Raw genomic sequence first — 24,201 nt, forward strand, 5'->3', positions numbered from 1 at the left:
ATCGTGCTAGAATGCGCGCCATGAGCATGATACATCAACAAGTCAGTTTTCATACCATCGACGCCGGTCACGAACAGCAGCGCATCGACAACTATTTGATCGCGCAGCTAAAAGGTATACCGAAGTCGCTGGTTTACCGTATTTTGCGTAAAGGCGAAGTGCGGGTTAATAAAAAGCGTGTGAAGCCAGACTATAAGTTGAAAGCTGGTGACCAAGTACGTATTCCGCCAGTGAAGTTACCAGAACAAACGGCGCTGCCATCGCCAAAGTTAACCCAAGTCGCGGCGTTAGAATCTCATATTTTGTACGAAGATGACGTGCTATTAGTCTTGAATAAGCCGTCGGGTTTAGCTGTACATGGCGGTTCCGGTTTACAATTTGGCTTGATTGAAGGACTACGGGCGTTGCGTCCACAAGCCAAGCAGATGGAGTTGGTACATCGTTTAGATCGGGAAACCAGCGGCTGTATTTTGGTTGCCAAGCGGCGCTCGGCGTTACGCCATTTACATCAGCAATTGCGCGAGAAAAGCATGCAAAAACGTTATTTAGCGTTGGTGCGTGGACAGTGGCAAGCACACGATAAAGTGGTTACTGCGCCGCTGCAAAAAAATACCCTCAAGTCGGGCGAGCGCGTCGTGCGCGTGGATGCCGAAGGAAAGCCTTCGGAGACACGTTTTAATATCGCTCAGCGATACGCCGAGGCGACCCTGGTTAATGCGTTTCCGGTGACTGGTCGAACTCATCAAATTCGTGTGCATACGTTGCATGCCGGCCATCCCATCGCGATGGATCCGAAATACGGTGACCAACAATTCGATCAGATCATGCAAGAACGCGGTTTACAGCGCTTATTTTTACACGCTGCGTCGTTGACCTTTCAGCATCCGCAAAGTGAAAAGTTAATCAGTATTGATGCGCCGCTAGATAATAACTTGCAACAGACACTCGCTGCCTTAACAGCAATATAGTCGTGTATAGACAACATGTTGGCGGCGCTTATGCGATCGTTAGTCAATTGAGAGTAAAGCATGAAGTACGATTTAATCATTTTTGACTGGGATGGCACCTTGATGAATTCGGTGGCGCGGATCGTCTCGGCGATGCAAAACACCGCTCAACAGTTACAGTTGCCGATACCATCAACGGTTGCGGTACGCGATATTATTGGTCTCAGTTTAGCACCCGCCTATGAACGTTTGTTCGGTCAGCAGGCGGCGCCATTATACGACCAATTTTTAGTGCATTATCGCGACGAATACGTTGATAACAACGTGACACCCTCACCATTATTTGACGATACCTTGCTGACCTTGCAGCAATTACAGCAACGCGGGCATCAACTTGCTGTAGCGACGGGTAAAGCACGCCGCGGATTAGATCGGGTTTGGCAAGAAACCGCTATCGGCCATCTATTTGTGAGTTCACGCTGTGCAGACGAATCACAATCCAAACCCCATCCGCAAATGCTACACGATATTTTGCAAGAAACTGGCGTTGAGGCACAGCGTGCTGTGATGGTGGGCGATTCGATTTATGACATGCAAATGGCGGCGAACGCTGGCATGGATTGCATTGGCGTCAGTTTTGGCGTGCATGACAAAGCGCGCTTGAGTGAGCATCAACCAATAGCCGTGCTGGATCGGCTCAGTGACATTCTAGAAATAACGCAGGGCTCAGAGTCAAGGAGGTCATGATGCGACAACTGGTACTAGCGTCGACATCGCCCTTTAGGCGCGAACTGTTAGAAAAACTGCAACTGCCATTTAGTTGCTGTAAACCACAAACCGACGAAACGCCAACGCCAGGCGAGAGCGCTTCAGATTTAGTGCGACGCTTAGCCGAAGCCAAGGCGAGGGCGGTGCAAGCAGACAACCCGAACGCGCTGATCATTGGTTCCGATCAGGTTGCGGTGATCGATGAGCAGATTCTGGGGAAACCCGGCGATAGCGCCAACGCGATAAAGCAACTGCAACGGGCTAGCGGTAAACGGGTACGTTTTTACACCGGCTTGGCGCTAGTTGATAGTCGTGATGATAGCGTGCAGGTTGATGTCGAAACCTTTGATGTTGAATTCCGTCAATTAAGCGATGTTGAAATTCGCGGTTACGTGCAACTAGAGCAGCCTTTTAACTGCGCTGGCTCCTTTAAAAGCGAAGGGCTGGGTATTAGTTTGTTTAACGGCTTACACGGTACCGATCCGAATAGCTTAATCGGTTTACCGCTCATTCGGTTATTGGCGATGTTACGCGAAAAGGGCGTCAATCCGCTGCTAGTAGGCGAATAAACAAACGTCAATAGGGACTGTAGCGAGGTAGAAATCGCTTGTCAGTCAAGGCTAAATCAATTAACATGCGCGCGCTATGCAAAAAGTTCGAATCCCAATGATGGTCGATCCGGTCAAAAGTGCCGGCAAACAACTAACATACGACGGCCTTGTGCCAGCGTCAGCCTTACAGCGTTTTCAGGGCATGTTGGTTGAAACCTGCGCCGATCCCGAAGTGGTGTTAAACTTCTTGGTGGATGAGCAAGGGTTATATGTCATGCAGGGGCAGGCGAGTGTCACTGCCAAAGTTAGCTGCGAGCGTTGCGGCGAGCCTTTGACAGTTGATGTAGCAGCGCAATTTGCGTATGCTCCTGTCACGCGTAAGCAAACGGCAGATAATATGCCCGACGCTTATGAACCGATTGAACCAAACGAATTTGGTGAAATCAATGTGCATGGCGTAGTAGAAGATGAGTTGATTCTGGCGATGCCCATCGTTGTTAAGCACGACGAAAGCGACTGCAAGATCGACCCGAATAATATGAGTTGGGGTGAGATTGACGAAACCCCAGCAGAACACGATAACCCGTTCGCGGTGTTACAAGATTTAAAGCGTAAATAACTTCTAGGAGATAGCGTAAATGGCTGTACAACAGAACCGTAAAAGTCGTTCAAAACGCGACATGCGTCGTTCACACGATGCGCTGAGCGGCCCTACACTGTCGGTTGATTCTACCTCTGGTGAGACGCATCGTCGTCACCATGTAACAGCTGACGGTTACTACAAAGGCCGTAAAGTCATCAGCAAGTAAGTGCGGCTGTGGCCACACTACGCTTAGCACTTGATGCAATGGGGGGCGATAACGGCCCCTCAGTTGTTATTGAGGCTTTGCAGCGAGCCCACCGACAGTTCGCCGATGTGCAATTCATCGTGGTCGGACAGGATGCGGTTTTACAACCGTTGTTAACGTCGGCGGGGCTCGATAACTCTCCCCGTATTACTTTGCACCATGCCGAGCAAGTGGTCGAAATGACCGACAAGCCTGGCTATTCTTTGCGTGCTAAACCACAATCTTCAATGCGTATCGCGCTTGATTTGGTCGCCGATAAACAGGCTGATGCCTGTATTAGCGCGGGTAATACCGGCGCTTTAATGACCAATGCCTACTTTGCACTGAAAACCTTACCGGGTGTATTACGTCCGGCGTTAATGTCAGCCATTCCTAATCGTCAGGGGGGGCATGCGTTTTTACTCGATTTAGGTGCCAATCCAGTATGTGACTCGGATACCCTATTTCAATTTGGTGTGATGGGTTCGGTTGCGGCACAGCATGTATTAAAGCTAGAACAGCCTCGAGTGGCATTGCTGAATATGGGTTCTGAGGACATTAAAGGCAATGATGTGGTAAAAGCCGCAGCGCAATTGCTGCAACAATCTCCTCATGTGAATTATATCGGCTTCATTGAGGGTGACGACCTGTTTGCCGACCGTGCCGATGTTATCGTTTGTGACGGCTTTGTCGGTAACATTGCGTTAAAAAGCTGCGAAGGCTTAGCCGAGTTGCTGATGCATAACATGCGGCAAAGTATTTCGAGTCATTGGACTTCTCGCTTATTTGTTAAACTGTTCCAACGTCAACTGCAAAAATCTTGGGATTGGTTGAAGCCCGACCACTACAACGGCGCCAGTCTGATAGGATTGCGCGGCGTGGTGATCAAAAGCCATGGCGATGCCAATAGCGATGCGTTTTTTAGCGCCATTGGTCAGGCCATTACAGCGGCCACCCAGGGTCTCCCTAATTTGATAAAAGACAAAGTTGAGACCGTTCTGTTAGAACAGCAATAAGTGAAGGTTTATGTATTCAAAAATTGCCGGTACGGGTCATTACTTGCCTCGCCAACGGCTAACCAATGCGGACCTAGAACAACGGGTCGACACCTCCGATAGCTGGATAGTTGAACGTACCGGTATTCGTCAACGGCATATTGCTGGCAGCGATGAAAGCGTTGTTAGCATGGCGCTAGCCGCATCTCAACAAGCATTGCAGGCAGCTGACTGTGATGCTCAGCAATTAGACATGATCGTGGTTGCGACCACGTCGGCCGATCGGGCTTTTCCCAGCGCAGCGTGCGAGTTACAAGCCGCGTTGGGCGTCACTAATATTCCAGCATTCGATGTCGCCGCCGCTTGCTCTGGTTTTATGTTTGCCATGAGCGTAGCCGATCAGTATTTGCGCAGCGGTCAGTATCGCCGCATTCTGGTGGTGGGTAGCGACGTGTTATCAAGGCTTTGTCGTCCCGATGACCGCAACACGCTGATTTTGTTTGGTGACGGCGCCGGCGCCATGGTACTGGAAAGTTCGCCGCAGCCGGGTATTCACTCAACGCACTTATTTAGCGCTGGCGAGTATGCCTCGTTACTGGGTGCGGGCATGCCGCGTCGCGGCGACGTCGAGAGTGTTGGTGAAGCCTGGATGTACATGAAGGGGAACGAAGTATTTAAAGTGGCGGTGACCAAGCTGAGTGAATTGGTGACTAACACCTTGCAAGCCAATCAGCTAACTACCGCTGATATCGATTGGCTGGTGCCACATCAAGCCAATCTGCGCATTATTAGCGCGACCGCAAAAAAATTGAAAATGTCGATGCAGCAAGTCGTGGTAACTCTAGATTATACCGGTAACACGTCGGCTGCCTCGGTACCGATAGCCTTAGATGTTGCTATTCGTGATGGTCGCATTCAGCGCGGTCAACGGTTATTATTAGAAGCATTCGGCGGTGGTTTTGCTTGGGGATCGGCGTTAGTCACTTATTAACCTAGTCGGCAGCAAACGAAGCAATAGCAATGCCGTTACAATCAACTAAAGTATTGAGGATGTTCATGGCAAAAACAGCATGGTTATTCCCCGGACAGGGCTCACAGGCAGTCGGTATGTTGGCTGACCTTGCTGATGAATTTGGCGTGGTTAAAGAAACCTACGCCGAGGCAAGCGATGCGCTCGGCTTCGATGTTTGGCAATTGGTACAACAAGGTCCAGAAGCCGAGTTAAATCAAACACAGCATACGCAGCCGGCACTATTGGCGGCCAGTGTGGCCATTGCTCGGGTGTTACAACAGCAAGGTGTGGCACAACCGGATTATATGGCTGGTCATAGCTTGGGTGAATACTCGGCGCTGGTTTGCAGCGGCGCTTTAGCCTTTGCTGATGCTGTTAAACTGGTTGCTAAACGCGGCGAATTCATGCAGCAAGCGGTGCCTGCGGGTAAAGGTGCGATGGCGGCTATTATTGGCTTGGCCGATGATGTGATTGCACAGGCCTGTCGCGACAACGCCAACGGTGAAGTGGTCGCGCCGGTAAACTATAATTCGCCAGGACAAGTGGTGATCGCTGGTGATATTCATGCCGTCGAACGTGCCGCTGAAGCTTGTAAAGCTGCGGGCGCTAAACGGGTGTTACCGCTACCCGTCAGCGTACCTTCGCATTGTGCATTGATGCAGCCAGCTGCCGAGCAATTGCAGCAGTTACTGGCTTCGATTGAGATTAATGCGCCAAAAGTGGCGGTGGTTAATAATGTTGATGTGGCGGTAAGCCAAGATCCTGCCGTCATTCGTGACGCTTTAGTTCGGCAGTTGTTTTCGCCGGTGCGCTGGACCGAAACGGTTACTTGGCTAGCCGAACAAGGCGTTGAACAAGCCTACGAAGTGGGGCCTGGCAAAGTGTTAAGCGGGTTAAACAAGCGTATTGTAAAAACTATGAGCTGTGCTGCGCTAAACGATTTGGCCAGCGTGCAGGCGCTAAGCTAAATTCATCGATAATAGATAGGACAACAAGATGTTTGATTTAACAGGACAAGTGGCTTTAGTGACGGGTGCTAGCCGGGGGATTGGCCGTGCCATCGCCGAGCAGTTAGCGGCGGCAGGTGCCACCGTTATCGGTACCGCGACCAGTGACAAAGGTGCGACGGCGATCAGTGACTATTTAGGTGAACGCGGTTGTGGCATGGCATTAAATGTGACCGATAGCGAGGCTGTCAGCGGCTTGATTAAGCAAGTCGAAAGCGATTATCAAAAAATCGATATTTTAGTCAATAATGCTGGTATTACGCAGGACAACTTGCTGATGCGCATGAAAGATGACGAGTGGCAGTCAGTTATTGATACCAACCTGACTGCGATTTTCCGCCTGTGTAAGGCTGTCATGCGTGGTATGATGAAGCGTCGTCATGGTCGCATCATTAATATTTCGTCGGTAGTCGGCACTACGGGTAATCCTGGACAAACGAACTACTGTGCAGCAAAAGCGGGTTTAGTGGGTTTCTCTAAGTCTCTGGCAAAAGAAATTGCTGCCCGTGGGGTAACTGTCAACTGTGTGGCACCGGGTTTTATCGATACCGATATGACGAAAGCCTTGACCGAAGACCAAAAGTCGGCAATTTTTGCTAATATACCGGCAACGCGCCTCGGTGAACCTGAAGAAGTAGCTGCTGCTGTGGTATTCTTAGCGTCTAAAGGCGCCGCTTATATTACCGGTGAAACCATTCATGTGAATGGCGGTATGGCGATGATTTAAGCGGGCAGGGGTACGACCTCTCGTTTTTGCTTAAATTTTTGCTTTATTATTGAGGCTGGTTTCACTACACTACAGCCAATTTCACTCTCGCGACAAATATTGAGGGAATCTTAAAACATGAGTAATATCGAAGAACGCGTTAAAAAAATCATCATTGAACAGCTTGGCGTTAAAGAAGAAGAAGTGAAGCCAGAAGCTTCTTTTGAAAACGACCTAGGTGCCGATTCTCTTGATACTGTTGAATTGGTGATGGCTTTGGAAGAGGAATTCGAAACTGAAATTCCTGACGAAGAAGCGGAAAAGATCAAAACTGTTCAAGCCGCCATCGACTATGTGAAGGCGCACTCGCAAGAGTAACAGCACATGGAACGAGAGGCGGAATGTTAAATTCCGCCTTTTTTTTGCCTGTTTTTTGACGTTGGCAAGGTCATCAGATCAGCAAGAGGAATTCGGCTTGAGTAAAAGACGCGTCGTCATTACCGGTATGGGATTGTTGTCGCCATTAGGCAATGATGTGCAATCCAGTTGGCAGGGACTAAGCGCCGGAACAAGCGGTGTGGTCAGTATTGATCACTTCGACACCAGTCAATTTTCTACGCATTTTGCCGCCTTGGTCAAAGATTTCCCTGTGACCGATTATCTCAGTGCAAAAGAAGCGCGCAAAATGGATGATTTTATCCAGTACGGTATCGCTGCCGGTGTGCAGGCGTTGCGTGATTCGGGCTTAGCGATTAGCGAGCAAAATGCCGAGCGAATTGGGGTAATGGTCAGTTCGGGTATTGGTGGCTTGGGCTTAATCGAAGAAAACCATAATAAGCTACTGCAAGGCGGGCCACGGAAAATGTCGCCTTTCTTTGTGCCCTCAACCATTATTAATATGATTTCTGGGCACTTATCGATGATGTTTGGGTTAACCGGCCCGAACATGGCGATAGTTACCGCCTGTACCACCGGCGTGCATAATATTGGTCAGGCCGCCCGAGTGATTGCCTACGGTGATGCCGACGTGATGTTGGCTGGCGGTGCAGAAAAGGCCTCGACGCCGCTTGGCTTAGGTGGTTTTGGTGCAGCCCGAGCCTTATCCACCCGCAATGACGATCCGCAAGCGGCGAGTCGACCGTGGGATCGCGACCGTGATGGCTTTGTATTGGGTGACGGTGCAGGTGTTATGGTACTCGAAGAGTATGAACATGCGAAAGCTCGCGGAGCCAAGATTTACGCTGAATTGAGTGGCTTTGGTATGAGCGCCGATGCGTTTCATATCACCTCGCCACCGGAAGATGGCCGTGGCGCGGCATTGGCGATGCGGAATGCCTTAAAAGACGCTCAATTAAATGCCGAGCAAGTGGCTTATATTAATGCCCATGGCACTTCAACGGCCGCTGGTGATATTGCCGAAACTCGTGCCATCAAAGCCGTATACGGCGCGCACGCTAAACAAGTGATGGTCAGTTCTACTAAGTCAATGACGGGTCATCTGCTGGGTGCAGCGGGTGCGGTAGAGGCTATTTTCTCGGTATTAGCGTTACAGCATCAGCAAGTACCACCGACGATCAATCTGGATAATCCTGATACAGAATGCGATTTAGACTATGTGCCACACCATAGCCGAGATGCTAAGCTCAACCATGTGTTGTGTAATTCATTCGGTTTTGGCGGAACAAATGGTTCATTGGTGTTTAGCCGCGTTTAACGGTGGCCAATAATGGCAGCGCTATGGGTAAATGGTCAAGCCGCGACGACGCTATCGTTAGACGATGGTCTCGATCGCGGCTTACAGTTTGCAGACGGTCATTTCACCACCATGCGTTGGCAGCAGCATCCATTGTGGTGGGATTACCATTGGCGTCGCTTGTGTGCTGCTAACCAACGTCTAGCGATTCAACAACCTCCTTCCGAGCAACAACTACTCGACACCATTGCCGAAGCTACTCAGGGCCAACAACAAGCGGTAGTGAAAGTGATCATTACGCGGGGTTGCGGTGGTCGTGGCTATGCCAGTAACGGTATGGCCAATGCCGAACGTGCGCAATGGTACATCAGTACAGCAGCGCTGCCAGCTAAGCAAGTCTCAATCGATATTGGCGAAGTCACCACAAGGTTGGCGAAACAGCCATTGTTTGCCGGTTTAAAAACCTTAGCGCGTTTAGAGCAAGTGATGATTCAGCGTGAATTGGCGCAACTGCCATGGCAGGATGCGCTGGTGTGTGATACCGACGGCTATTTGGTCGAGGCCGCTGCTGGCAATTTATTTTGGCAACAGGGCTCACAATGGTTTACCCCCTGTTTAGCCGAAGCGGGTATCGACGGTGTCGCTCGTCAGCTGATCTTAAATCAGGGTTGGCTGGGAGACGTTAAACAGGTACGTATTGCGCTAAAAGACTTTAAAGATGTCGATAATGCCTTTATTTGTAACAGCGTACGCGGTGCTGTGCCGGTCAATAAAATTAATGGTAAAGTAGTCAGTTTCCCCGAGTTGCCAGCTGTATTGCAGCAAATCGTAGCGCCTTGACGCGACCAAGCTATTAGCAAGCAGGATATAGGATAGTAGGGATATATGAAATTTATGGCAGGCGTATTTTTATTGATCATGGTACTGATTGGCAGCTTATGGTTTGGTAGCCAGTATCTGTTACAACAACCTCTGCAAGTTAAACAAGCGCAGCTGATTGAAGTGAAGCCGGGCAGCCATGCGCGCTCGGTGTTGCGGCAATTATCTGACATGAAGATATTGCCTGAGCCGCCAATCACCATCGACGAGATTGACAGCTATTACTGGAGCTCACGCATCCAACGTGTTGGCGGTGCTATTCGAGCGGGCGTTTATCAGTTGCAAGTGGGTGATACATTGGCTGACTTTTGGCAACGTTTAAGCGCGGGCGAGCAGCATCAATTTCGCGTCACCTTAGTGGAAGGTCAAACGCTGCAACAGTGGTTGCAGCGGCTAGCTGAACAGCCCTATTTGCAGTATGACAGTGCAACGCTGTCGGCGACACAATTACAGCAGGCAATAGCCGCATCTTCGGATTGGCAAAGCTTGGAGGGCATGTTGTTCCCTGATACGTATAGTTACACCGCTTACACCAGTGACTTAGTGTTGTTGCGACAGGCTTATCAGCGTATGCAGGACGAATTACAGCAGGTTTGGCAGCAACGTAACGATCAAGTGACCGTTAGCACCCCCTATGAACTCGTCATTTTGGCTTCGATCATCGAAAAAGAGACCGGCGTCGCCAGTGAGCGCGAACTGGTCGCATCGGTATTTGCAAACCGTATGCGTAAGGGCATGCGACTACAATCTGATCCCACCACAATTTATGGTATCAGTGATTTTGACGGTAACTTAACCCGTGCTCACTTGCGTGAAAAAACGCCGTTTAATACTTATCGTATCGACGGTTTGCCACCGACGCCTATTGCCATGCCCGGATTAGCGTCATTACAAGCAGCCGCGGCGCCGATTGCGTCTGATTATTACTATTTTGTCGCTAATGGTAAGGGTGAGCATGTGTTTTCAGAAACGTTGCAGCAACATAACCGCGCGGTTAACCGTTACCAGCGTGGTATTATGCCAGAAGACAACGATGTAACTCATCATGACGTTAACAACAAGGATTCCGATGAGCGGTAAATTTATAGCCATTGAAGGCTTGGAGGGAGCAGGAAAAAGTTCTGCAATTGCCAGTATTGTTGCGCATTTGCAGGCTAAAGGTATTCGCCCCGAAACGGTTCGCGAGCCGGGCGGCACGCCGCTGGCTGAGCAACTACGCCAGTTAGTTAAGCAGTCTTGGCAAGAGCGAGTGAGTCCGCAAACCGAGTTGCTGCTAATGTATGCCAGTCGTGTGCAATTGGTTGATAATGTGATTAAACCCTCATTGGCAAAAGGCCGTTGGGTTATCGGTGATCGCCACGATTTATCGTCGCGAGCCTATCAAGGTGGTGGTCGTCAACTTGGCGATGAGCTGTTAGTTAACTTAAAACGTTTGGTGTTAGGTGATTTCCAACCGGATTTAACCTTACTACTCGATGTTGACGAAGAAACCGGTTTACAGCGAGCTCGTGAACGGGGCGAATTAGATCGCATTGAACAAGAGCATATTGAGTTTTTTCAACGCACCCGACAACGCTATTTAGCGATTGCTGCGCGTGATCCGCAGATTGTCGTTATCGATGCCAATCAATCTATGACTGATGTGCATCAAGCGATTTTACAGGCAATAGAGGCGAAGTTGTTTTAATCATGCGTTATCCGTGGCTAAGAGATAGTTGGCAACAATTGATGCAAGCCTTGCAGCAGCAACGGCTGGCACATGCTATTGGTATTTTGTGGCAGCCCGAATTGGCTACCGATAACTTGCTGCAAACCTTATCACAACGGCTACTGTGTCTTACTCCAAAGCCATTGAGTGCTTGTGGAAAGTGTAAATCCTGTCAACTTTTTCAGGCTGGCACGCACCCGGACTTTTATCGTTTGGGCGAAGCTGATGCGCGTATTGGTGTTGACGATATCCGTCAGTTATCGACGCGTTTATCGTCTACGGCAAATCAGGGACAAAGCAAGGTAGCCCTGTTGATGCGGGCAGAGCAAATGACTGATGCTGCCGCCAATGCGTTATTAAAAACCTTAGAAGAGCCGACCGACGATACTTATATTGTGGTTGCACCAAGCCGCTACGGGCAGCTGCTGCCGACTATCGCGAGTCGCTTACAGCGTTATCAGGTACAGCCACCGAAACGCGATATACTGCAACAATGGCTAGCTCAATATAGTGGTCAGGTTGCCATTGACGAGTCGGTTTTACAGCGTTTTACGGAGCGGCCATTGGCGGCACTAGCGTATTTGCAACAAAGCGATACTGAGGTAACGGATCATACCGAACAGTTACTCTTGGCATTAGTGCAACAACAGCCGTGGCCAACGCTAAACGATCGTGAACAGGCGGGAGATTGGTTGCAAGCCAGTATAGAAACGCTGCAAGAGCTGGTGCGAGTCAGTTCAGCTTTGAACCACCAACAGTTACGCTATCCGCAGTTACAGACAGCGATTAAACAATGGTTAATACAAGCGGCTGTCGATGTGGATAGTTTGCAGCATTGGTTACATCAGGCGCAGCAACTATTGCGTTGGCAGCATGAACAAAAAGGACTGGCTATCAATCTGTTATTACAGCAGCAATGGCTGACATGGCAGCATGGTCAACGCTGGTGATTGAGTATCAGTTTCCGTCAATAGCTGCATTAACAGCCAGCTACGGTGACTTTTTTGAAGGCGGCGTGTTAGCGATTGCAGCCACGCAGCTATCTGCTGCGCAAGCACAACTTGGGCATTCATTTAAAATACGTATTGGTTTACCTAACCAGCAATGGTTAACGGCGCAGGTCGAAGTGATTGCGTTAGCGCAAGGTGCTCAGCAGTGGCCTTGGCTGCTATTGCGTTTTATTGACCCGAGTGAACAAACACAGCAGTATATCGACGCATTTTTAAGTCATGCAAAGCCATTCTAAGTATTAAAGCACTCCGTACCCGGAGTAGGAGGACGTTCATGTTTGTTGATTCACATTGCCACCTCGACCGTTTAAAGCTCGACGAGTTTGGCGGTGACTTGGCTGCTGTGGTGAGTCAGGCTGAAGCTGCTGGGGTAGAGCGTATGCTTTGTGTCAGTGTCACCTTGGACGAGTATCCAAAGATGCGAGCGGCGGTTGAGCAATTTGCGCAAGTCTCTATGTCTTGCGGTGTGCACCCGCTTTATGTGGCCGATCAAGCGGTTGATAAAAACGCTTTGCTAGCGCTTGCTGCTGATCCTCGGGTGGTAGCGATTGGCGAAACCGGTTTGGACTATTTTTACGATAAAGATAGTAAGGCTCAGCAACAAGCGCATTTTGCTAACCATGTCGAGGTCGCCGTCGAGCTGAACAAGCCGCTGATCATTCACACGCGTGATGCGCAGCAAGATACCTTATCGATTTTGAAAGCTGGGCAAGCGCAACGTTGTCGCGGTGTATTACATTGCTTTACTGAGTCGACCGAGATGGCAAAGCAGGCTATTGATGAACTCGATTTTATGATCTCGATATCGGGCATCGTATCCTTTCGAAATGCTGAAGCACTGCGTGCTACAGTCAAAGCACTGCCACTTGATAAGCTACTTATCGAGACCGATAGCCCATGGTTAGCACCGGTACCGCATCGTGGTAAACAGAATCAGCCCGCTTACGTCGCTGATGTCGCCAAATGGGTCGCAGATGTAAAAGGCGAGCGTTTAGAGACTGTCGCTCGCGTGACTCGTGAAAACTATTACCAGTTATTCGGTGAGGCATAGCGGCTAGTCTTACCTGCGCAGTAAAAGCTGTGGGTAACCTGTGTGGAGCGTGCGTACAAGTTAGCTAGACTAATGTTGCTAAATAAAAATAAATATCCACAAAAATTAGCAATCAGGTTTTTTTTGGCTAGACTAAAAAGTTACTCATTGTTTAAAAGTTAAGCAGTCGCTGAATGGTTTTTTGACAACGTTCGATACCGCCAATCTGGCTCAGCTTTAACCTCTTAAACAGTCACCGAGTTAGCGCACGGCTCATCCATTGAGCCATTCCCCTATGCCCGGAACAATCTGGATTGGTTCCGGGCTTTTTTTATCTGTATTTACTTTAGCGATACTCGCGCTGACGTCGTTCGTTACTTAGTCATCTCAACCGGCAATCTAAATCAGCACAGTCGCGTATGATAATAAACTACGCTTAGTTATCGGTTCAGCGTGACCGCCTTTTCCTAGCGGCAAACATTTTTGATGCAAGGAGCACAACGATTATGGCCAATCATGTAGAAAGCAATCAACGCCCCGCATACGATACGGTGATTCAGCAAATTGCCGATTATGTATTAAGTTATCAGCCAGATAGCGACGAGGCATGGCAGACAGCGCGTTATTGCCTGATGGATTCTATAGGTTGTGGTTTATTAGCTTTACGTTTTCCTGAGTGCAGCAAACATTTAGGCCCTCTGGTCGCTGGTACCATTGTGCCTGATGGCGCTCGTGTACCCGGTACTGCGTCGCAGTTAGATCCAGTTAAGGCCGCTTGGGATATCGGTTGTATTATTCGTTGGCTGGATTACAACGACACTTGGCTAGCGGCCGAGTGGGGACATCCCTCAGATAATCTGGGCGCGATTTTAGCGGTCGCTGACCATGTTTCTCAACGTCGTCAGCGTCAGCAACAAGCGCCGTTAACGATGAAAACCGTTTTACACTACATGATCATCGCCCATGAGATTCAGGGCATTTTGGCACTTGAAAACAGTTTTAATCGGGTAGGGTTAGACCATGTGGTGTTGGTCAAAGTCGCTTCAACGGCAGTCGCCGCCGCTTTAATGGGGGCCAATCGAGAGCAATTAATGTCGGCAATATCTCATGCATGGGTGGACGGTCAGGCATTGCGCACCTATCGGCATGCTCCCAATGCTGGCTCTCGTAAATCCTGGGCAGCTGGTGACGCTAGCTCGCGAGCGGTGCGCTTGGCCGATATTGCCATGCGCGGCGAAATGGGCATTCCTAGCGCATTAACGGCGCCGCAATGGGGATTTTACGATGTACTCTTTAGTAAAACTAACCGCGATCAGCAACTGAAACCACCCGAGCAACGCCAATTTAAACTAACCCAGCCATTTGCTAGCTACGTGATGCAAAACATTTTGTTTAAAATTGCTTTTCCCGCCGAGTTTCATGCGCAAACAGCGTGTGAAGCGGCTATCAGTTTGCATTCACAGGTTAAACAACGATTGCAGGATATAAAGCAAATTACTTTGACGACCCATGAGTCGGCCATCCGCATTATTTCCAAAGAAGGGCAGTTGGCTAATCCCGCTGACCGCGATCACTGCTTACAATATATGACCGTAGTCGCGTTGATTTTTGGTGATTTAAAAGCGGAATATTACGAAGACGAATTTCATCAACAACACGCTGATCTGATTGATGATTTGCGCGCACGGATCGTTATCAAAGAAAACTCACAGTATAGCCAAGACTATTTAGACCCTGATAAACGTTCAATCGCTAATGCGTTATCTATCACTTTTAACGATGGCAGTGAAACCGAAACGGTGGCCGTTGAGTATCCGGTCGGTCATCGTAAACGTCGACAAGAGGGGTTACCCCTGTTAACACAAAAATTCCGCCGTAATTTAGCAACGCGTTTCGCGACACAGCAAAGCCAACATTTATTTGAGCTTTGCAACGATCACGAACGGCTGATAGCAACGCCAGTTGATGAGTTTATGGGCTTATTTAGCACTTCTTCATAGTAATGGAGTGAGTATCTGGATTAGTACCTAAGATTGGTGCCTGCGGATAGCCAAGACGATAATGGTTGATTGCTCAACCTTTACATGGGCTAACCGGAACTTTCCTATTTAATTCGACTCTATTGGCGCTACTGGCGGGTGATTCAGGGCATTCAGCCCGCCGGTTTGTTACCGATACAGAATCATAATAGGGACGTTGACTATGCCTAGGGTTGCCGCGGAACCGAAATCAAAAATAAAGCTATTACCGACGTTTAGGCAACGATATCGGCGCACGCTAGCGGCTTTTATTGTGCTATCGGCCATGTTCAGCGTCGTCGCTATTGCGGCATGGTTTTATACCACATGGCTTAGCCAACAGAACCAGCAACGACAATCGTTAGCACGCGAGGCAGCAGCATGGCAGACCGCTGTTGAAAGCGAACTGCAGCTGTTTCAGCAGGATTTTGCCGCTTACTTATCAAGCCGTCAGCCGTTACCGGGCTTATCGTTAACGTCCGCCTCGACGTCACTGACGTCGACGAGCTTGCCCGAAAGTCTACAACGTTGGCCACAAGCTCGATTGCAACGCTTATCGTTGGCGAGCGTTAATCAGTGGCTGGCGGATGCCGCAAAGTCGCCCGCCGAGCCAGCATCGTCAGCGACTAACGTCAATTGCCCTTGTCGTTGGCTAATAATGCCAGCAACAGCGGAACGAGTGGCACAGTTAACACTGGTATCGGAAGTCTACGATGGTCAGCTAAGACCCCAATATTTGGCTTTTCAGTTGCCGATTCATGCGTTGGTACAACGGGTCGGCAAAATGACTGTGGATAGCCGCTACTTATTCATTGATGGCGATACCGATGAGCTGCTAGCCGAGTTAACCAGCGGCAGCGCGGCACTGGCCGATTTGCGGTCACAAAGGTTAACTCGTTTACCCGAAAGTGACACCCGTTATCGCTGGCTACAACAGCGTTGGCTGGGCCAGCGGCAACACTTTAGCGCATTGCCGAATTTCCCATGGCAGGGCTTGGTGATTGTGCCCGAGACACCGCTGCAACAGACATATATGGCACTGCGACAAGGACAATGGCCAACCACCATACCGTGCTCACTACTGCATGCCAGTGCAGCGATAGTGCTGCTGTGGTTGCTGTCGAGCATATTGGCAAGCGCGTTATTAGCGCGCCAGCAACGTGCGTTAAGTGCCGCTAGCCAAGCCTTGCTTGGTCAGCCAGACACTGACATTAACGCGTTATACAGTCGCGAACTTCAGCAGCTTGCTCAAGAGTTGACGTCTAACCAGCGTCAGCAACAGCAACAACAGTTAGCACTGCAAGAGCAGCAACAGCTCGTCGGTTTGCTTCAACGACATGGCCTGTATCGGCCTTGGCAGTATCAGCCGCAAACACGTCGAATCACCGTTATGATGGCTGATGCCGAGGGTATCAGTGCGGCCAAAACTTACGCCATCGAACAGTTCGCCGTGTTGCTGGACAAACAACAACGGCACGCGGTATTGACCTTCCACTGTCAAACAGAGACACGTGAAACGCTGGCTGATCACATCGACTTTCAGTTACGGGCCACCGCCACTAGCCCAGCACGTTGGCTACGAGCATATGCAGTATGCGCCGAATCAGAGAATGGTCAAACGCTGATAAACGGGCTGCATATTGACGTTACTGAGTGGTATCAACAACAACAGCAGCAACAGCAATTAGTCGCGCAACAACAGCAACAAAACGCTGTTTGGCAGCGCGGCTTACCGCGCTTTGAACAGCTATTGGTGTCGCCATTGCTGGACTGGTTAGATCAACTTGAATTGAGTGACGATAGCCTAGCACAGCGCTGTCAGCGGCAGCAGTGGAGTCGTCAGTTACATAATTTGGTTACCTATTTAGCGTGGCAAATGGACGCGATTGCGCCTGAGGCTGCGGTGGTTAATCTATCAGAATTATTGCAGCAGCTTGACCAACAATTATTACCTTGTGCCGAGCAGCGACGTCTGACACTGCATTTCGAGGTGCCGGAAGCGGCTTACGCCTGGGCTGACCGTCGTTACTTACGGCTTATTATCCTGAATCTGCTTGATAATGCCATTCAGCACAGTCCACCGGGTAAAGTTATTCAGGTGAAATTACGCGATCAGCAACAACACTTGTTACTTACCGTGAGTGATGTGGGCGCCGGTATGCCGGCAGAACTCGACACACAACAAGCGTTTATTCAATGGCCTGAGTTAGCCAAGCGTGACGAGCCGGTGAGCGCTGTTGGCTTAGGGCTTGCGCTAAGCCGTCATTTAGCCACCTTACTCAACGCCGACTTGCGCATTGATGAGCAAACACAAAAGGGCTCTCGGGTCTTGCTACAATTACCAAAGATGCCCGACCGCCAATTAAATTAATCAGTCTGATTGAGGCGTGGTTGGATTAGCCACGCCACATCACCAGCAAAATGAGTAAAGGACAGATAAATTTGACGTACCAAGGCCAGATACGCCAAAAGTAACTGGTCTCGATATTTTCAGCGCCTTGCTGCAATGCTCTTAATAACAAGTGCTGACGTAATACCCAAGTCAGCATGACACCAAATATCAACGCCATTAACGGTTGCATATACACCGTAGTAACGGTAACCACCAAACCAAATAACGCATCAAAATTAAATACGATAATCGCCGAGAATATGGCAATGCTGCCGGCTACCAACCAGACCACGCCATTGCGGCGACTCTGTGTTTCCTCACAAAGGGTATTAACCGGCGCTTCCAACATCGAAATCGACGAGGTTACGGCAGCGATGGTCATCAATAAAAAGAAGCCAAATGCGGCATAGGGTCCGGCGCCGCCTAAGGTATCGAACATCGCGGGTAATACTGTGAACACCAAGGTATCGGCAGACAGTAAACTACCGTCAGCCGCATAAATGGCTACACCGTTGGCTTGCGCGGCAAACATCGCCGGTAGGATCAGCAAGCCCGCTAAGAACGCCACCAGCGTGTCGATACCGGCCACCCAAGCCGTGGTTTTCGGAAGGTTGGCATCACGCGATAGGTACGCGCCGTAAGTCATCATGCAGCAGACGCCGATGGATAATGAAAAAAAGGCTTGGCCCATAGCTCGAATGATTAAGTCAGGATCGTTAATGCGGCTAAAATCAGGCACCAGATACATTTTTAATCCGTCTAAGGCGCCCGGCAAGGTTAAAATATAGGCTGCCATCAGCAACAAGAGAATAAATAATAACGGCATTAAGCGTCGCGACCAGCGCTCGATACCTTGGCTAACACCAGCACGTACCACGTAAATGGTTAGCAGCATAAAAATCACCATCATGCTGATATTACGTGTGATGGAAAATTCGGTTAACCACGTTGCTGTTTGTGTGAGGCCAAGTAGCGACATTAACGGCGCTAACATATAGGCTAATAACCAGCCGGATACGATGGCATAAAAACTGAGGATCAACGCTAACACGAGCAAACCAACAATACCGCTGGTAGCGCCGAAACGACGCAACCAAGGACGTTCAGACAGGCTACGTAGCGAGGCCACCGGATTGCGTTGGCGTAAGCGACCAATGGTTACTTCGGCAACTAACATCGGATAGGCAAGCAACACAATCATGACCAAATACACCAATAAAAAAGCACCACCGCCGTTACTGGCTGCTTGGGTTGGGAAGCCCCAGATATTACCGACGCCGACGGCAGAACCCGCTGCCGCAAGAATAAAGCCTAAGCGCGATGAGAAGGCGGGTGAATTGGTCTGCTGAGTGTCCATAATATTGTTATCGTTATAAGCGTTGTCAAACAGCATACTGATTTGCTCACGAATGTCATCAGTTGTCGTGGCTTTTCTGTTGTTTGGGTGATCATCTTAAAGCATGTAAATTCTACTTGATCTTTTTAGCTATTAACGTTGATATAACATTTGTTCAGATCGCGTGTTTAAGGCGCTAGTCATGTTTAAATTTCGCTTTCGCAGAACGCTAACCGCACAGCTTTTTTGGAGTGTGTTTTTTAGTATCTGTGTCGCTATTACGGTATTAATCGTCAGTGCTTATCAATTGCAACGACAACTTGCCAATGAAGTTGCTGGGCAGCAGCTCACCGAAAGCACTAAGCGTATTGCTGACTCGATTCGGTTTATGCTGGATACGCGCAAAGAGGCGATTCGACAATGGTCTTTTCGCCATACCCATACCGAATACGGTCAGCCACTATTGCGCGACGAATCCGGCTTACGGGTGTTGTTTGACAACCTGCTGGTTGTCGGCGCCGACGGCATTATTAAAGACGAATGGCCAGACTTAGGGATACGTCGTGGCTATGATGTCAGCGAACGAGGCTATTACCGTGAAGCTTTACGCAGTCAATCCGTAGTCATTAGCGAACCGTTTTTTGTCAGCAATGGCAACTTACCGGATATTCCGATGATAAACCTCAGTCATGCTGTACGCGACGAGACGGGAAAGTTGTTAGGCGTGGTCGTGGCGGGTTTTGATTTACAGAATAACCATTTACTCAAGCGGATTCGTGAAGCCTCAGTGGGTGAGGCGGGTTATGTCGCGTTGTTTAGTGGCGACAATAACATTATCGCTCATCCTGATCCGCAATTACTGATGAAGCATGTCACCGAATCGGACTTTTTTCAGTATTTAAAACAAGCGCGTCAGGGGTGGAATGGTACCGTCGAGCGCCTCAATTACAAACAAGTTGAAACCTTACAGTCTTTTGCGCAGTTACCGGGGTATTCATGGGTTGCTGTCAGTGTATTGCCATCCAGTGAAGCGCAGGAAAACGCGCAACTTTACGGTAAATTGCAGACATTACTGTTTGTTGTTGTCGGCGCGGTATTGCTGTTGTTAATTGCCTTCATTGTACAATTGCAGTTACGTAAACTATCGCTATTAGCCCGCGATATTGGTCGTGTGCAATCGGGCCAGCGTAGTCAAATCTCACTGTCTGGCTATCAAGACCTCGATCGAGTCATCGATAGCTTTAACCAGCAACTACGAGAGAATCAGAACAGCCATCGCCAACTGGTTGCCCGACAAGGCTATTTAACCACTATTTTAGAAGCCTCTAACGTGGGCATGTGGGTGGCGGATGAGCAAGGAAAAGCGGAGTTTGTTAATTCAGCCGCGACTCGTATTACCGGTTGGCCGAGTGATTTTTTTGAACAAGGCCGGTGGTTGCAGCAGATCCCAGAAACATATCGTGAGCAGTTGCAACGTCATTGGCAACAGGTCTTTAAGTATGGTCGTTACTTTAGTTTCGACCATCCTTATGAAAAACCCAACGGTGATTGGGTTTGGGTCAATTGTCAGGGCTATCCAGTGGTTCGTGATGGCGAACTACTAGGATCGCTGGCAACTATCGTTGATATTAGCGAACGTTATGAACGTGAAAAAGCGCTAGAAACGGCGGCTAATAATGATCCATTAACGGGTTTATTGAATCGTCGCGGGTATGAAGAAGCAATTTCGCTTTGTTATCGAGCTTGTACAAAAGAAAATCAAACTAGCAGTCTTTTGGCTATCGATTTAGATTTTTTCAAAGCCATTAATGATAATCAAGGGCATGAAATGGGCGATCGCGTGTTACGCGCGATCGGACAAATTATTAAGGCGCAAATACGCGAGCAAGATATTGCTGCGCGCATTGGCGGTGACGAATTTGTCGTGGTGTTATGTCATTGTAATGTTCAGCAAGCGATACCGATTGCCGAGCAAATTAGAGCCGAAATTGATGCTCTAGAGCTAGAGCAGTCACCATACGTCAGCGCCTTAACGAGTAGTATCGGGGTGGCTGAGTTTCAAGCAAACGAATATATCAACGACTGGTTAAGACGAGCTGATAAAGCCTCTTACCAAGCGAAGAGCGAAGGGCGTAACCGGGTGGTGGTTGCTGATAACGAGCAGTAAATTATCGTTGGATAGAGCGGGCTCGATTAAGCCCGCTTTATTGCACCGGTTTAATTCACCACGCTTAATTCACCACGTAAGTCTTGCTGCAATAATTCTGTTAATTGCGCGTAAGGCAAAGATTTTGACAGTAAGTAATGTAGTTTTGTCAAAGCTGCCTCAATGGTCATATCACTCGCGCCGACAACGCCAACTTCGGCCAGTCCGTGACCGGTGGCGTAGCCACTCATATTGACTCGTCCCTGAAAACACTGAGTACGATTGAGTACGACGATTTCTTGTTCGACGGCACGCGCTAAGCGCGACAACAGCTTCTCATTCTGCGGCGCGTTGCCAACCCCATAACTTTGCATGATCAATGCTTTAACCGGTTGTTGTAGCAAGTTATCGACGATTTCATGGGAAATCCCAGGGTACAAGGTCACTACACCAATCGGTTGTGGGGTAATGCCACTGACACTTAAGTCTTGTTGCACAATAGGCTTAAGCTCACCAGCGTCCAGCGTGATTTGAATACCGGCATTTAATAACGCCGGATAATTCGGTGACGCAAAGGCATTAAAGCCATTGGCATCAGCTTTTGTTGCGCGGTTGCCACGATAAAGGCGGTTATTAAAAAATAGTGACACTTCGTGGATAGGATAGTTAGCGGCGATATATAAGGCGTTAAGCAAATTAGTTTGGCCATCAGAGCGTAACGCCGCTAGCGGGATCTGGGAACCCGTTACGATAACTGGCTTAGACAGATTCTCTAGCATAAACGATAATGCCGAGGCAGTATACGCCATGGTATCGGTGCCGTGCAGAATGACAAAACCATCGTAATCACGGTAATTGGCTTGAATGTCGTCGGCGATATGTTGCCAATCACTCGGTGACATATCCGATGAATCCATTAACGGCGTATATTCATTGATGCTGAAGTGAGGCATTTCGTCGCGGAAAAACTCCGGCATTTTATTAACGCACTCGGTTAAAAAGCCGGGCACAGGGACATAGCCTTGTGCTGACTTTCGCATACCAATGGTACCACCGGTATAAGCAACGTAGATTCGTTTTTTGTTCACTTGCACATCCTTTTCGCGACCATGGCGCGAGTATAACAAAAAACCTAATAAAAACGGGAGCCGTTCGGCTCCCGTTTTTTGCTATCACGATTACGCGATAGCCAGTGCGTATCTATTAACAGCGCTATTGCACCGCTGGACACAATGTACAGTAAGCATAAACCGCACGAGGATCGCTGAAAGTCTTGAGTTCATCGGCGCTGCTAGCCACTTGACGTAGTTGTTGCAGTAACCAAGGCGAGGAATCGCTAGCCAGTGGGGAAACCCCCAGTAAACTGGCAGACTCACCAAAAAGTTCAGCAATAAATTGCTCGCGAGCTGTCAGCTCTGGTTGATAGGTTTGTAGTCGATAGCTATCAATAGCAGCCAGCTCAGCGGCTTTTGCTACCGCATCATCAAAGCCACCCAGTTCATCGACTAAACCTAATTCAAGCGCCTGACGACCTGTCCAAATGCGTCCCTGAGCAATTTCGTGGACCGCAGCAGGGGTCATGCCGCGGGCATTGGCCACCAAGTTGATGAACTGCTCATAAGCACTCTCAACCGATAACTGGAACATCTCTTGTTGTGACTCGTTCAGTGCTTTTACCGTGGTCATACCGCTCAACTCAGTGGTATTGACTTGATCGGAATGTACACCGATTTGCGCCAAGCTATCTTCAAAAGTCATGACCACGCCAAACACGCCAATGGATCCGGTGATGGTTGTTGGCGCCGCAAAAATCTCGTCGGCGTCGGCGGCGATCCAGTAACCGCCTGAAGCTGCGACTGAGCTCATTGATACCACGACCGGAATACCAGCGCGTTTAAGCTCTAACACCTGTTGACGAATCTTTTCCGAAGCAAAGCCACTACCACCGGGGCTGTCGATACGGAACACCACCGCTTTAGTATGCTTATTTAAACGCGCATCGCGCAGTTGTTCGGCGGTGCTATCACCACCGATCATACCGGGTTTTTGGTAACCGGGAACAATGCTACCACGGGCAACGATAACCGCTATCTGGTCGCGGTTGTCGGCGCCAAAGCCTTCATCTTGATCGGTCGCTGCTAAATAATGCTTGAAGCCAATGCCACGGAAGCTCTCTTCATCTTTGTCATAACCTGACAGGTTAATCAGCTCGGTACGTACGGCTTCAGAGGTCTTTAAGGCATCCACCAAGCCGTTGTCGACAGCCATTTGCGCAAAGTCGCCGTTGGCGGCCCGTAACGCCTCCATATAGGGGGCTTGTTGGCCGCTGCTGATAGCGTCGGTTAAGGCGCGATGGCTAGTAATATCGGCTTTAAATGCCTGCCATAAATCGTCAAATACGACTTTATTGGCTTCGCGCGCCTGCTCAGACATATCGTTACGAGTAAAGGGCTCTACTGCAGATTTATATTGACCAACTTTAAAAATATAGGGTTTGATATGGAGCTTATCGAGCAGCTCTTTAAAATAAAGCTGAGTGTAATTAAAACCATTAAACTCAACCATACCCAACGGATTCAAACTCAGATCATCGGCATAACTGGCTAAATAATATTGCGTTTGCGAGAAGTTATCGCCGTGCGCAATAATCGGTTTGCCACTGGTACGGAACTGGTCGAGTGCCGCGCCGATACGCTGCAATTTACTAATACCGCCACCCATTAAATTTTCTAAATTCAAATAAATGGCGCCGATGCGGTCATCGTCGCGAGCGCGATTAATGGCATTCACCAAGTCGCTCAGTAAGACCTCCGGCGTCTCGTCTTCGGCGCCCAGTGCCTGGCCAAACGCCTTTTCGACCGGATCAACCCAGGTTTCTTCATCAACGATGATACCTACTGGGTTAAGTACCAAAATACTGCTATCAGGTACGGTCAACGGCTCTTCTTCGCTAAAGATCAACACTAACACAATGGCTAATACCGCAAAGAAAACCAAGTTAACGATAAGCCGTCTGGCGCCGTTGATAATTGCCCATAGAAATTTAAAAAATGAGGAGATGACTCGCATATCATTCACTACTATTTGCCTAGAATTACGCCCAAGACTAACCAATTTGTGACAGCGACACCAGCAGCAGAATGTAACTAACAATGTATAGTGATAGTGGGGTTAGC

The 24,201-nt window shown here is 49.1% G+C and carries 23 protein-coding genes; 20 read left to right on the top strand and 3 right to left on the bottom strand.

Annotated features, from left to right (window positions below):
- The first annotated feature begins 20 nt into the window (after positions 1–20).
- The 19 genes from rluC to A10D4_RS01895 all read left to right on the top strand — a co-directional run bounded on the left by rluC (position 21) and on the right by A10D4_RS01895 (position 17,522).
- The gene (rluC, locus tag A10D4_RS01805) at positions 21–968 is read left to right on the top strand and encodes a 23S rRNA pseudouridine(955/2504/2580) synthase RluC (protein ID WP_008487357.1); all 948 of its coding nucleotides are present in this window, start codon (positions 21–23) and stop codon (positions 966–968) included.
- Positions 969–1,028: 60 nt separating this feature from the next.
- Positions 1,029–1,694 carry an HAD-IIIA family hydrolase gene (locus tag A10D4_RS01810; RefSeq protein WP_008487359.1) on the top strand — a complete coding sequence of 222 codons (666 nt, stop codon included), beginning with the start codon at positions 1,029–1,031 and terminating at the stop codon, positions 1,692–1,694.
- On the top strand, positions 1,691–2,284 hold the full coding sequence (locus A10D4_RS01815; protein WP_272942925.1) for a Maf family protein: 594 nt from the start codon (positions 1,691–1,693) through the stop codon (positions 2,282–2,284). Before A10D4_RS01810 ends, A10D4_RS01815 begins: the two co-directional genes overlap by 4 nt.
- A gap of 76 nt (positions 2,285–2,360) precedes the next feature.
- Positions 2,361–2,885 (top strand): 23S rRNA accumulation protein YceD, encoded by a 525-nt coding sequence (gene yceD, locus A10D4_RS01820; RefSeq protein WP_040502241.1) that lies wholly within the window; start codon positions 2,361–2,363, stop codon positions 2,883–2,885.
- A gap of 19 nt (positions 2,886–2,904) precedes the next feature.
- On the top strand, positions 2,905–3,075 hold the full coding sequence (rpmF, locus tag A10D4_RS01825) for a 50S ribosomal protein L32 (protein WP_008487362.1): 171 nt from the start codon (positions 2,905–2,907) through the stop codon (positions 3,073–3,075).
- An 8-nt stretch (positions 3,076–3,083) separates the two neighbouring features.
- Positions 3,084–4,109, top strand: coding sequence for a phosphate acyltransferase PlsX (plsX, locus tag A10D4_RS01830; protein ID WP_008487363.1), 1,026 nt, complete (start codon positions 3,084–3,086; stop codon positions 4,107–4,109).
- Between the two features lie 10 nt (positions 4,110–4,119).
- Positions 4,120–5,079, top strand: coding sequence for a beta-ketoacyl-ACP synthase III (locus tag A10D4_RS01835; protein WP_008487364.1), 960 nt, complete (start codon positions 4,120–4,122; stop codon positions 5,077–5,079).
- 65 nt (positions 5,080–5,144) lie between these two features.
- A complete protein-coding gene (fabD, locus tag A10D4_RS01840) occupies positions 5,145–6,068 on the top strand; it encodes an ACP S-malonyltransferase (protein ID WP_008487365.1) in 924 nt (307 codons plus the stop codon).
- A gap of 28 nt (positions 6,069–6,096) precedes the next feature.
- Complete coding sequence (gene fabG, locus A10D4_RS01845) at positions 6,097–6,834, top strand: 3-oxoacyl-ACP reductase FabG (RefSeq protein WP_008487366.1); 738 nt, start codon at positions 6,097–6,099, stop codon at positions 6,832–6,834.
- A 117-nt stretch (positions 6,835–6,951) separates the two neighbouring features.
- Positions 6,952–7,191, top strand: coding sequence for an acyl carrier protein (acpP, locus tag A10D4_RS01850; protein ID WP_008487367.1), 240 nt, complete (start codon positions 6,952–6,954; stop codon positions 7,189–7,191).
- A 97-nt stretch (positions 7,192–7,288) separates the two neighbouring features.
- Complete coding sequence (gene fabF / locus A10D4_RS01855; protein ID WP_008487370.1) at positions 7,289–8,527, top strand: beta-ketoacyl-ACP synthase II; 1,239 nt, start codon at positions 7,289–7,291, stop codon at positions 8,525–8,527.
- A gap of 12 nt (positions 8,528–8,539) precedes the next feature.
- On the top strand, positions 8,540–9,346 hold the full coding sequence (gene pabC / locus A10D4_RS01860) for an aminodeoxychorismate lyase (RefSeq protein ID WP_008487371.1): 807 nt from the start codon (positions 8,540–8,542) through the stop codon (positions 9,344–9,346).
- A 45-nt stretch (positions 9,347–9,391) separates the two neighbouring features.
- On the top strand, positions 9,392–10,465 hold the full coding sequence (mltG, locus tag A10D4_RS01865; protein WP_008487372.1) for an endolytic transglycosylase MltG: 1,074 nt from the start codon (positions 9,392–9,394) through the stop codon (positions 10,463–10,465).
- The gene (gene tmk, locus A10D4_RS01870) at positions 10,455–11,072 is read left to right on the top strand and encodes a dTMP kinase (protein ID WP_008487373.1); all 618 of its coding nucleotides are present in this window, start codon (positions 10,455–10,457) and stop codon (positions 11,070–11,072) included. The genes mltG and tmk overlap by 11 nt, the downstream gene beginning before the upstream one ends.
- Positions 11,073–11,074: 2 nt before the next feature.
- Positions 11,075–12,043 (top strand): DNA polymerase III subunit delta', encoded by a 969-nt coding sequence (locus tag A10D4_RS13550; RefSeq protein WP_008487374.1) that lies wholly within the window; start codon positions 11,075–11,077, stop codon positions 12,041–12,043.
- Positions 12,019–12,339, top strand: a complete 321-nt coding sequence (locus tag A10D4_RS01880) for a hypothetical protein (protein ID WP_008487375.1) — start codon at positions 12,019–12,021, stop codon at positions 12,337–12,339. Before A10D4_RS13550 ends, A10D4_RS01880 begins: the two co-directional genes overlap by 25 nt.
- Positions 12,340–12,377: 38 nt before the next feature.
- Complete coding sequence (locus A10D4_RS01885) at positions 12,378–13,154, top strand: TatD family hydrolase (RefSeq protein WP_008487376.1); 777 nt, start codon at positions 12,378–12,380, stop codon at positions 13,152–13,154.
- Between the two features lie 485 nt (positions 13,155–13,639).
- Positions 13,640–15,133, top strand: coding sequence for a bifunctional 2-methylcitrate dehydratase/aconitate hydratase (locus A10D4_RS01890; RefSeq protein ID WP_008487378.1), 1,494 nt, complete (start codon positions 13,640–13,642; stop codon positions 15,131–15,133).
- Positions 15,134–15,335: 202 nt separating this feature from the next.
- Positions 15,336–17,522 carry a sensor histidine kinase gene (locus tag A10D4_RS01895; protein ID WP_008487379.1) on the top strand — a complete coding sequence of 729 codons (2,187 nt, stop codon included), beginning with the start codon at positions 15,336–15,338 and terminating at the stop codon, positions 17,520–17,522.
- Positions 17,523–17,547: 25 nt separating this feature from the next.
- Here the strand turns inward: A10D4_RS01895 and A10D4_RS01900 are convergent, their stop codons facing one another.
- A complete protein-coding gene (locus A10D4_RS01900; protein WP_008487380.1) occupies positions 17,548–18,936 on the bottom strand; it encodes a sodium-dependent transporter in 1,389 nt (462 codons plus the stop codon).
- 145 nt (positions 18,937–19,081) lie between these two features.
- Between A10D4_RS01900 and A10D4_RS01905 the strand changes: the two genes are divergently transcribed.
- Positions 19,082–21,046, top strand: coding sequence for a sensor domain-containing diguanylate cyclase (locus A10D4_RS01905; RefSeq protein WP_008487381.1), 1,965 nt, complete (start codon positions 19,082–19,084; stop codon positions 21,044–21,046).
- 50 nt (positions 21,047–21,096) lie between these two features.
- On the opposite strand, the gene ansA is transcribed toward A10D4_RS01905, so the two are convergent.
- Together ansA and sppA are read right to left on the bottom strand one after the other, a co-directional pair.
- A complete protein-coding gene (gene ansA / locus A10D4_RS01910; protein WP_008487382.1) occupies positions 21,097–22,113 on the bottom strand; it encodes an asparaginase in 1,017 nt (338 codons plus the stop codon).
- Between the two features lie 124 nt (positions 22,114–22,237).
- Positions 22,238–24,094, bottom strand: a complete 1,857-nt coding sequence (gene sppA, locus A10D4_RS01915) for a signal peptide peptidase SppA (RefSeq protein ID WP_008487383.1) — start codon at positions 24,092–24,094, stop codon at positions 22,238–22,240.
- Positions 24,095–24,201: the final 107 nt, after the last annotated feature.

The sequence above is a fragment of the Idiomarina xiamenensis 10-D-4 genome, assembly GCF_000299895.1.
GTDB lineage: Bacteria > Pseudomonadota > Gammaproteobacteria > Enterobacterales > Alteromonadaceae > Idiomarina > Idiomarina xiamenensis.

What these genes read in the sequence shown, in the direction of transcription:
- A10D4_RS13550 (WP_008487374.1), top strand. Translation starts at nt 11,075, where the DNA reads ATGCGTTATCCGTGGCTAAGAGATAGTTGGCAACAATTGATGCAAGCC.
- A10D4_RS01810 (WP_008487359.1), top strand. Translation starts at nt 1,029, where the DNA reads ATGAAGTACGATTTAATCATTTTTGACTGGGATGGCACCTTGATGAAT.
- yceD (WP_040502241.1), top strand. Translation starts at nt 2,361, where the DNA reads ATGCAAAAAGTTCGAATCCCAATGATGGTCGATCCGGTCAAAAGTGCC.
- pabC (WP_008487371.1), top strand. Translation starts at nt 8,540, where the DNA reads ATGGCAGCGCTATGGGTAAATGGTCAAGCCGCGACGACGCTATCGTTA.
- sppA (WP_008487383.1), bottom strand. Translation starts at nt 24,094, where the DNA reads ATGCGAGTCATCTCCTCATTTTTTAAATTTCTATGGGCAATTATCAAC.
- acpP (WP_008487367.1), top strand. Translation starts at nt 6,952, where the DNA reads ATGAGTAATATCGAAGAACGCGTTAAAAAAATCATCATTGAACAGCTT.
- A10D4_RS01880 (WP_008487375.1), top strand. Translation starts at nt 12,019, where the DNA reads ATGGCAGCATGGTCAACGCTGGTGATTGAGTATCAGTTTCCGTCAATA.
- A10D4_RS01900 (WP_008487380.1), bottom strand. Translation starts at nt 18,936, where the DNA reads ATGCTGTTTGACAACGCTTATAACGATAACAATATTATGGACACTCAG.
- tmk (WP_008487373.1), top strand. Translation starts at nt 10,455, where the DNA reads ATGAGCGGTAAATTTATAGCCATTGAAGGCTTGGAGGGAGCAGGAAAA.
- fabD (WP_008487365.1), top strand. Translation starts at nt 5,145, where the DNA reads ATGGCAAAAACAGCATGGTTATTCCCCGGACAGGGCTCACAGGCAGTC.
- rpmF (WP_008487362.1), top strand. Translation starts at nt 2,905, where the DNA reads ATGGCTGTACAACAGAACCGTAAAAGTCGTTCAAAACGCGACATGCGT.
- rluC (WP_008487357.1), top strand. Translation starts at nt 21, where the DNA reads ATGAGCATGATACATCAACAAGTCAGTTTTCATACCATCGACGCCGGT.
- A10D4_RS01890 (WP_008487378.1), top strand. Translation starts at nt 13,640, where the DNA reads ATGGCCAATCATGTAGAAAGCAATCAACGCCCCGCATACGATACGGTG.
- fabG (WP_008487366.1), top strand. Translation starts at nt 6,097, where the DNA reads ATGTTTGATTTAACAGGACAAGTGGCTTTAGTGACGGGTGCTAGCCGG.
- mltG (WP_008487372.1), top strand. Translation starts at nt 9,392, where the DNA reads ATGAAATTTATGGCAGGCGTATTTTTATTGATCATGGTACTGATTGGC.
- A10D4_RS01905 (WP_008487381.1), top strand. Translation starts at nt 19,082, where the DNA reads ATGTTTAAATTTCGCTTTCGCAGAACGCTAACCGCACAGCTTTTTTGG.
- A10D4_RS01895 (WP_008487379.1), top strand. Translation starts at nt 15,336, where the DNA reads ATGCCTAGGGTTGCCGCGGAACCGAAATCAAAAATAAAGCTATTACCG.
- A10D4_RS01835 (WP_008487364.1), top strand. Translation starts at nt 4,120, where the DNA reads ATGTATTCAAAAATTGCCGGTACGGGTCATTACTTGCCTCGCCAACGG.
- A10D4_RS01815 (WP_272942925.1), top strand. Translation starts at nt 1,691, where the DNA reads ATGATGCGACAACTGGTACTAGCGTCGACATCGCCCTTTAGGCGCGAA.
- A10D4_RS01885 (WP_008487376.1), top strand. Translation starts at nt 12,378, where the DNA reads ATGTTTGTTGATTCACATTGCCACCTCGACCGTTTAAAGCTCGACGAG.